This window comes from Catenulispora pinistramenti (assembly GCF_018274385.1).
In the GTDB taxonomy this organism is placed as follows: Bacteria; Actinomycetota; Actinomycetes; order Streptomycetales; family Catenulisporaceae; genus Catenulispora; species Catenulispora pinistramenti.
Genome location: NZ_JAAFYZ010000359.1, coordinates 1 through 6695, shown reverse-complemented (window position 1 = coordinate 6695; position 6695 = coordinate 1). Strand labels below are relative to the sequence as shown.

The following is a 6695-nucleotide window of genomic DNA, read 5'->3' as shown; positions in this document are numbered from 1 at the left end:
CCACCCCAGGGAACCGCGCTAGTTTCCCTGAGGTTGCCGAGGCCCGCCGGAGGCCCGGCCCTTCATCACAGCCCTTGACTTTGATCTTGCTTGTGGCTCTTGATCTTGCTCTTGATCTGGCCTGTGCCCTTGCCCCGACTTGCTGGACTTGAAGAGGCCTAAGGTGCGGCGGGGTTGTGAACACGCGAACCGGCAGCCGACAAACACACCCACCACCCCGAACCCCGAACCGGCTCTCCTATGACCGAAGGCCGTAAAAAGCCTTTAAAGCCCACAAAAAAACCGCAGCCCACATCCCCAAACCAGACCGAACCCCTAAAAAGCCCCCAGCGCCGACTGCGGCCACACCGAGAAAAGCACCGCCGCCACCATCGTCAGCCCGATCGCGAACCGCAGCGTCGCGGGCGAGCGGCCCACCGAGGCGGTGGCCGCGTCCGGGGCCGCGAACAGGCGGGCGGTCCAGCTCAGGTAGTAGTACAGCGCGATCACCACGTTCACGGCCATCACCACCGCCAGCCACACCAGGTGCGAGCCGGCCGCGGCGCCGAATACCGCCACCTTTGCGAACAGGCCCATCAGGCCCGGGGGCAGGCCTGCGAGGCAGAGGAGGAAGAAGGCCAGTGCTGCCGAGGCCAGCGGTCGTGTCTTCGCCAGTCCGCGGTAGGCGTCCAGGCTGGTCGTGTGGACCGAGTGAACCACTGCGAAGGCGCCGAGGTTCATCGCCGCGTACATGATGATGTAGGCGACGGAGGCGTTGATGTGCTTCGTGTAGGACACCGAATCGTGGGCGGCGAGCGGGACCAGGATGTATCCGGCCTGGCCGATCGTGGACCACGCCAGCAGGCGCACCGCGTCCTGTTGCCGCAGCGCCACCAGGTTGCCGAGTGACATGGTCAGTGCGGCCAGGACGGCGAGTAGTGGGCCGGTCTTGTCCAGCAGCGGGCTGAAAGCCGTGCCGGTCAACAGGATCAGCCCGGCGAAGCCCGCCGCCTTGGAGACCACCGACAGGTACGCCGCGATCGGCACCGGGGCGCCGGCGTAGGTGTCCGGGGTCCAGAAGTGGAAGGGCACTGCCGAGACCTTGAAGCCGAAGCCGACCAGTGTCATCCCGACGCCGAGGTAGGCCAGGTGCCGCATCGGGCCGTTGGACCCGGTCGACAACGCGTGCAGGTGCAAGGCGACCGGCGCGAAGTGCACGTTTCCGGTGGCGCCGTAGACCAAGCTGATTCCGAACAGCATCACCGCGGTCGAGGCCACCGAAACCAGGAAGAACTTCAGTGCCGCCTCAGACGACCTGCCGCTCCAGCGCTTCAACCCGACGAGGGCGAAAGCGGGCAGTGACACCGTTTCCAGCGCGATGGTCAGGGTGATCAGGTCGCGGGCCGCCGCCAGCACCAGCACGCCGGCGACCGACGACAGCAGCAGGAAGTGGTACTCCCCGGTCGGGATCCGGTCGCGCTTCATCGAGCTGGCCGACATCAGGACCACGATGAACGCCCCGGCCAGGGCGATGAACTGGAAGATCAGCGCGAATCGGTCGGCCACGTAAGAACACGTACTCGGCATCCCGTGCGGCTCACCGACGCCGAGCGAGTACAGCCCGGCGGCGCTCTGCGGCATGCAGAACGTGCCGGTCGTGCGCCCCGGCCACAACGCGATGTCCGGAGCCGCCGCGCCGGCCAACACCACCAAGGACAACCACGACACCAGCTGCTTACGCCGCACCGGCAGGAACACCTCGGCCACCAGCACCGCCACCGCACCGGCCGCGATGATCAGCGGCGCGGCGATCTGCGCGTACGAAACGTTCTGCACCAGGGAGGAGATCGTCACGTCAGACTCCCTTCATCAGGACACGGACAGCGGGATTGGTGATGCCCAACAGCAATGCCGGCCACAATCCGGCGGCCAACGTCAGCAGAACCAGCGGAGTCCACGTCGCGGTCTCCACGGCGGTCAACTCGGTCACCGGCTCCTCGCTCTGCGTCGCGGCCGGCCCCATGCACACCCGGCGCACCACGGCCAACAGATACGTCGCCGTCAGCACCAGCCCGAGCGCCGCGATCGACGCCATGGCGATGTACGAACCCTGTGTCAGCCCGCTGCCCGGCTTGGTCGCCGAGAACAGCGCCAGCACCTCGCCCCAGAACCCGGCGAGCCCCGGCAGCCCCAGCGAGGCCATCGCCGCGAACGCGATCAGCGCCGCGTACTTCGGAGCCCGCCGATACAGCGCCCGCCCGATGTCGTCGAGCTTCGCCGAGTGCACCCGCACCTTGAGCCCGCCGACCAGGAAGAAGAGCAGCCCGGTGATCAGGCCGTGGGCCACCGAGGCGAACAACGCCGCGTTCATCCCGACCGTGGTCAGCGACCCGATCCCGAGCAGCACGAAGCCCATGTGCCCGATCGAGGAGTAAGCGATCAGCCGCTTGAGGTCCCCATCGGGCTTGCGCGCGATCGACAGGCAGGCCAGCGACCCGTAGATGACGCCCACGACCCCGAACGCGGCCAGCGCCGGCGCGTACGTCGGCGCGGCCTGCGGCAGGATCGGCACCGCGATCCGGACGAACCCGTACGTCCCCATCTTCAGCAGCACCCCGGCCAGCAGCACCGAACCCGTGGTGGGCGCGGCGGTGTGGGCGTCCGGCAGCCAGGTGTGCAGCGGGAACATCGGCGTCTTCACCGCGAATCCGAGCGCGATGAGCGCGAACGCGGTCAGCGCCGCGCCCTTCGGCACGTCGCCCCGCGCGTGCGCGGTCAGCCACGCCATGTCGAAGCTGTCGGCGTAGGCGTAGACCACCAGGAACCCGACGACCATGACAGCCGAACCGAGCAGCGTGTACAGAATGAACTTGTTCGCCGCGGCCTTGGCCCCGTCGGCGCCCCAGTAGGCGATCAGCGCCCACATCGGCAGCAGCACGATCTCGAAGAAGACGAAGAACAGGATCAGATCGGCGGCCAGGAACGTCCCGAGCATCCCGATCTCCAGGAGCAGCAGCAGGGCGGTGTAAGCCCGCTGACTCCCGCCCTCGGGCATGTGCCGGATCGAGTAGAAGAAGCACAGCACCGACAACAGCACGGTCAGCAGGACCAACGGCAACGAGATGCCGTCGACGCCCAGATGGAACCGGATGTGCAGCGCCGGAATCCAGTTCCAGTTCACAGACCCCTGATAGCCGGTCTTCGTGTAGTCGAAGGCGCAGGCGAAGGCGACCGCCAACACCAGCACGACCGCACCGGCGTAGAACCCGAGGCGCGAGGCCAGGGGCTCCACCCTGTCCCGCGGCATGAGGTAGAGCACTGCGATAGTGGCGAACGGGACGAGCAGCATCGCCAGCAGAAGGGCACCCATCGCTTCCTACCTTCCGAATCCGAGGGCGGCGGCGATGACGACGACTCCGGTCAGCACCCCGGTCAGGTAGAGCTGCACGTTGCCGGTCTGGATCCGGCGCAGCCCCTCGCCGAGGAGCCGGGCCGCGTGGCCGCTGCCCCGGACGTAGCCGTCCACGACCTCGGTGTCGAGGAATCCGACGGTGTCCGCGGCGACCTGGATCGGGCGGACCACCACCGCGTCCTGGAGGTCGTCCGCACGGAAGCCGAGGAAGGCCGGCTTACGCAGGAACCCCAGGACGTGGTTCGGATCGGCACCGGGCTTGGCGCGGGCGGCGGCGAAGACCACACCGAAACCGAGCGCCAGGGCGATCAGCGCCAGGACCGTCGAGAGCAGCGCGGGCGCCAGATGGTAGGCGGCGGCAGGCTGGATGAGCTTGCCGGCCTTGGCCGCCGAGGCGCGGTAGGCGCCTCCGTCGGCGTCACCGAGCCACGACGCGAACCAGCCGAGGTTCAGGCCGACGAAGCCGAACACGGTGGTGACGGCCGCGAGGACGACCAGCGGGAGCAGTTCGGCGCGTGGCGCCTCGGGACGGCCGGCCCGCGCCTTGGCCGCGGCCTCTTCCGCCGCCGCGTCCTGCTCGCGGATCGACTCCGCGACCAGCGCCTCCAAGGCCCACTCGCTGGCGGCGGCGACCTCGGCCGCGGTCGGCGTCTCGGCTTCCTGCGCCGGCTCCGACGGCTTCAGCTGGCGCTGCGAGATCTCCACGGCCGACCGGAACCAGCCGCGCTCCAGCGGGCCGAACAGCATCCACCAGGTGCGCAGGGCGTAGGCGGCGGTGAGGAAGCCGGTCAGGAGCGTCGCGACGAGGACCAGCCAGCCGATGCCGGCCGGAGGCGTGATGCCGATCAGCGATTTGGTCGGGCCGGAGTGCGTGGCCGTTTCGTAGGCCGCGCCGGCGATCGACTCCTTGGAGAAGAACCCTGAGAAGGGCGGGAAGCCGGCGAGTGCGGCGAGGCCGATCGTCATGGTGACGAAGGTGACGGGGAGTTTGCGGCGCAGCCCCTGGGTGTTGAGCTCGTCGACGTCTCCGGTGCCCGCCTTGTGGATGATGACGCCGGCGCCGAGGAACAGCAAGGCCTTGAATCCGCCATGGGACATCAGGTGGAAGACCGCGGCGTCGCGGCCGCCGGCGGCCAGGGCCGCGACCATCAGGGCCAGCTGGCTGACCGTGGAGTAGGCGAGGATGCGCTTCAGGTCGCGCTGGGCGAAGGCGGACAGCGCGGCGGTCACGGCGGTGAGGGTGGCCGAGATCGCGAGGATCCACAGGGCGGCCGGCGTCACCAGGAACACCGGGTAGAGGCGGGCCACGACGTAGACGCCGGCGGCGACCATCGTGGCCGCGTGGATCAGGGCACTGATCGGCGTCGGGCCGGCCATCGCGTCCGGGAGCCAGGTCTGGAGCGGAACCTGCGCGCTCTTGCCCATCACGCCGCCGATCAGCAGGATCGCGCCGGCGGCGGTGTAGCCGTGGCCGCCCTGCTGGATCGCGTGCTGGAGGATCGGCTGGATGCGGAAGGTCCCCGCGCCGTGGGCCAGGAACAGGATGCCCAGCAGGAACGGGGCGTCGCCGAATTTGGTGACCAGGAAGGCTTTGACGCTCGCGCTGCGCGCTTCGGGGCGCTCCCAGTGGTGGCCGATGAGGAAGTAGGAGCAGGCGCCCATGATCTCCCAGCCGACCAGCAGGACGAGGAGGTCGGTGGAGTAGACGACGACCAGCATCGCGGCGGTGAACAGAGAGATCAGTGCGGAGTAGGAGGTGTAGCGCTCTTCGTGGGCCATATAGCTGACCGAGTAGAGCTGGACCGCGGTCGCCACCACGCCGACCAGGACCGCGATCAGGGCCGCGAGGCCGTCGACGCGGGCGCCGAGCCAGAGCTCGGGGCCGCCGGTCGCGGCGTAGCGGATGCGGGATTCGGTCGCGGCGCCGGTGCCGTGGCCGAAGAGGACGACGAAGGTGAGGACGGCCGCGGCGGCGATCGGGAGGACCGCCAGGGCCGGGACCGCTGCGCGGGCTCGGCTGCGGCCGTTCTGCGCGCGGCCTCGGTCAGCGAGGGAGATCGCCGCGAGGGCTGCGGCGGACAGGAGCGGGAGGAGGGGGATCCAGAGGGCGAGGGTGCTCACTTGGTCACCGCCTTCGGCGCCGGGGCGGTGGTCGCGGCAGTGGTCGCCGCGGTGGTCGCCGCGGTGTTGCCGGTCGCCGTTCCGGCTTCGCTGCCCTCGCCGTCGGGCTGCTGCGGGACCCGCTTGAGGCCGAACGCGCCGTCCTCGCCGAGCTCGCGGGCGTCGTCGATGGCCGCCGTGCCGCGGTTGCGGTACAGGAGCAGGACGATCGCCAGGCCCAGGCCGGTCTCGGCGGCGGCGACCGTGATCAGGAAGACGGTGAAGACCTGGCCCATGCCGTACTGGTCGCGCAGGAGGCTGGAGAAGGTGACCAGGTTGAGGTTGACGGCGTTGAGGAGGAGCTCGATCGCCATCAGGACGGCCACCGCGTTGCGGCGGGCCAGCAAGCCGTAGACGCCGACCGCGAAGAGGAGGGCGGCGAGGGTGAGGGGGTAGATGGCGTGCATGTCAGGCTTCGGCCTCCGTCGCTTGGGCCTGGGTTGCTTGGGCCTGGGAGATGCCGGTGCCGGCGTCCACGTCGTCTGACACGTCGCGCCGGGACAGGACGATCGCCCCGACCAGCGCGGCCAGCAGCAGCACCGACAGGAGCTCGAAGGGCAGCACCCAATAGCGGAACAGGCTGGTGCCGACGGCCTTCGCGGTGCCGTTGACCACCGCCTGGCGCGGGTCGAACCACGTGGTCCGCACGGCGTCGCCGATCACGCTGACCAGCACCCCGGCCGTCGCCAGCCCCACCACCGCGGCGGCCCAGCGGTTGCCGGAGTCCAGCTCCGTGGTGCGCCCGATCGGCGCGCGCGTCAGCATCAGGCCGAACAGCAGGAGCACCGCGACCGCGCCGACGTAGATCAGCACCTGCACCCACGCCACGAACTCGGCGGCGAGCAGCAGATAGCACCCGGCCAGCCCGCCCAGCGCGACGACCAGCCAGAGCGCGGCGTGCACGAGGTTGCGCACGGTCACGGTCAGGACGGCGGCGCCGAAGGTCAGCAGGCCGATCAGGATGAAGGTGATCTCGACCCCGGTGGTGGAGCCGAGGGCGCGGGTGGTGGTCATCCGGCGGCCTCCGGGGTGTCGGGGGCGCTGGGGTTCGAGCCACTGGGGCCGGGGCCGGTGCTGCCGGGGCCGGTGCTGTCGTGGCCGGTGCTGCCGTGGCCGGTGCTGCCGTGGCCGGTGCTGTCGGGGG

5 protein-coding genes are annotated in these 6695 nt (G+C 69.9%); all 5 read right to left on the bottom strand.

Annotated features, from left to right (window positions below; translation table 11 throughout):
* Positions 1–315: 315 nt before the first annotated feature.
* Genes KGQ19_RS46625 through KGQ19_RS46605 form a run of 5 tightly spaced genes read right to left on the bottom strand, consistent with a single transcriptional unit; the run spans position 316 to position 6565 of the window.
* Entirely contained in the window at positions 316–1833 is a 1518-nt protein-coding gene (locus KGQ19_RS46625; protein WP_212021730.1) for an NADH-quinone oxidoreductase subunit N, read from the bottom strand.
* Between the two features lies 1 nt (position 1834).
* Positions 1835–3349 carry a complex I subunit 4 family protein gene (locus KGQ19_RS46620; protein WP_212021728.1) on the bottom strand — a complete coding sequence of 505 codons (1515 nt, stop codon included), beginning with the start codon at positions 3347–3349 and terminating at the stop codon, positions 1835–1837.
* 6 nt (positions 3350–3355) lie between these two features.
* On the bottom strand, positions 3356–5512 hold the full coding sequence (locus KGQ19_RS46615) for an NADH-quinone oxidoreductase subunit 5 family protein (RefSeq protein ID WP_212021726.1): 2157 nt from the start codon (positions 5510–5512) through the stop codon (positions 3356–3358).
* Positions 5509–5958, bottom strand: a complete 450-nt coding sequence (gene nuoK, locus KGQ19_RS53225) for an NADH-quinone oxidoreductase subunit NuoK (protein ID WP_212021724.1) — start codon at positions 5956–5958, stop codon at positions 5509–5511. The genes KGQ19_RS46615 and nuoK overlap by 4 nt, the downstream gene beginning before the upstream one ends.
* A 1-nt stretch (position 5959) precedes the next feature.
* On the bottom strand, positions 5960–6565 hold the full coding sequence (locus tag KGQ19_RS46605; protein ID WP_212021722.1) for an NADH-quinone oxidoreductase subunit J family protein: 606 nt from the start codon (positions 6563–6565) through the stop codon (positions 5960–5962).
* Positions 6566–6695: the final 130 nt, after the last annotated feature.